Origin of the sequence: Streptomyces sp. P9(2023), from assembly GCF_032436795.1 — a bacterium.
Classification (GTDB): domain Bacteria; phylum Actinomycetota; class Actinomycetes; order Streptomycetales; family Streptomycetaceae; genus Streptomyces.
This window is the reverse complement of record NZ_JAUPWM010000286.1, coordinates 1-322: the sequence shown is the minus strand read 5'-3', so window position 1 is coordinate 322 and position 322 is coordinate 1. Positions and strand designations below refer to the sequence as shown.

At 47.2% G+C, this 322-nt stretch carries 1 protein-coding gene; it reads right to left on the bottom strand.

Annotated features, from left to right (window positions below; genetic code table 11):
- The coding region (locus Q5762_RS37660; protein ID WP_315896816.1) for a hypothetical protein at positions 1-213 on the bottom strand (213 nt) is incomplete at its 3' end.
- Positions 214-322: the final 109 nt, after the last annotated feature.

Below are 322 nucleotides of genomic sequence, written 5' to 3'. Positions count from 1 at the left end.
AACCTGCTTCTTGTCAGAGACAGTCTTGTCCAGCATTCGCAGATGCACTGGTGGGGTCTTATGGCTCTCACCTTCTGATCCATTGACCAGCTTGATGAAGTTCATGAACACCAACGCAAATTTGGACGGTACATAAGTACCGTCCGCCAAATCTGAATAGTCGATGTTGTCCAGCCACTCATCCAGTGACTTTTTAATGATGATCTGTGTCATACGTCCTCAACGTCCGAATTCATTCGCATCGCTGCAATGTCGATGGTCTTTGCTTCGCCTCCTGAAATAGCACTGCGTTGAATGTCTGCCAATTCATGAAGGGCATTCG